We start from the raw sequence: 495 nt of genomic DNA on the forward strand, positions 1-495 counted from the left end.
CTTTAACAATACCGCGCTCTACACGACCGGTCACAACGGTACCACGACCGGAGATGGAGAATACATCTTCGATTGGCAGCAGGAACGGCTTGTCAATCGCACGCTCTGGTTCTGGAATATAAGAATCCAGGTAGCCGGCCAGTTCGATGATTTTTGCTTCCCACTCAGCTTCGCCTTCCAGCGCTTTCAGAGCAGAACCACGAATTACCGGGATGTCGTCGCCCGGGAAATCGTACTGAGACAGCAGCTCACGCACTTCCATCTCAACCAGTTCCAGCAGCTCTTCGTCATCAACCATGTCGCATTTGTTCATGAATACGATCATGAACGGAACGCCAACCTGGCGACCCAGCAGGATGTGCTCACGGGTCTGAGGCATTGGGCCATCAGTCGCAGCAACAACCAGGATCGCGCCATCCATCTGAGCAGCACCGGTGATCATGTTTTTCACATAATCGGCGTGTCCTGGGCAGTCAACGTGCGCATAGTGGCGAG

Annotated in this window: 1 protein-coding gene; it reads right to left on the reverse strand. The window is 53.9% G+C overall.

The features are described 5' to 3' along the window. Nucleotides 1-495 (reverse strand): GTP-binding protein (locus A0G03_RS20575; RefSeq protein WP_244177751.1); only part of this gene is annotated, 495 nt, incomplete at both ends.

The sequence above is a fragment of the Pectobacterium peruviense genome, assembly GCF_002847345.1.
GTDB lineage: Bacteria > Pseudomonadota > Gammaproteobacteria > Enterobacterales > Enterobacteriaceae > Pectobacterium > Pectobacterium peruviense.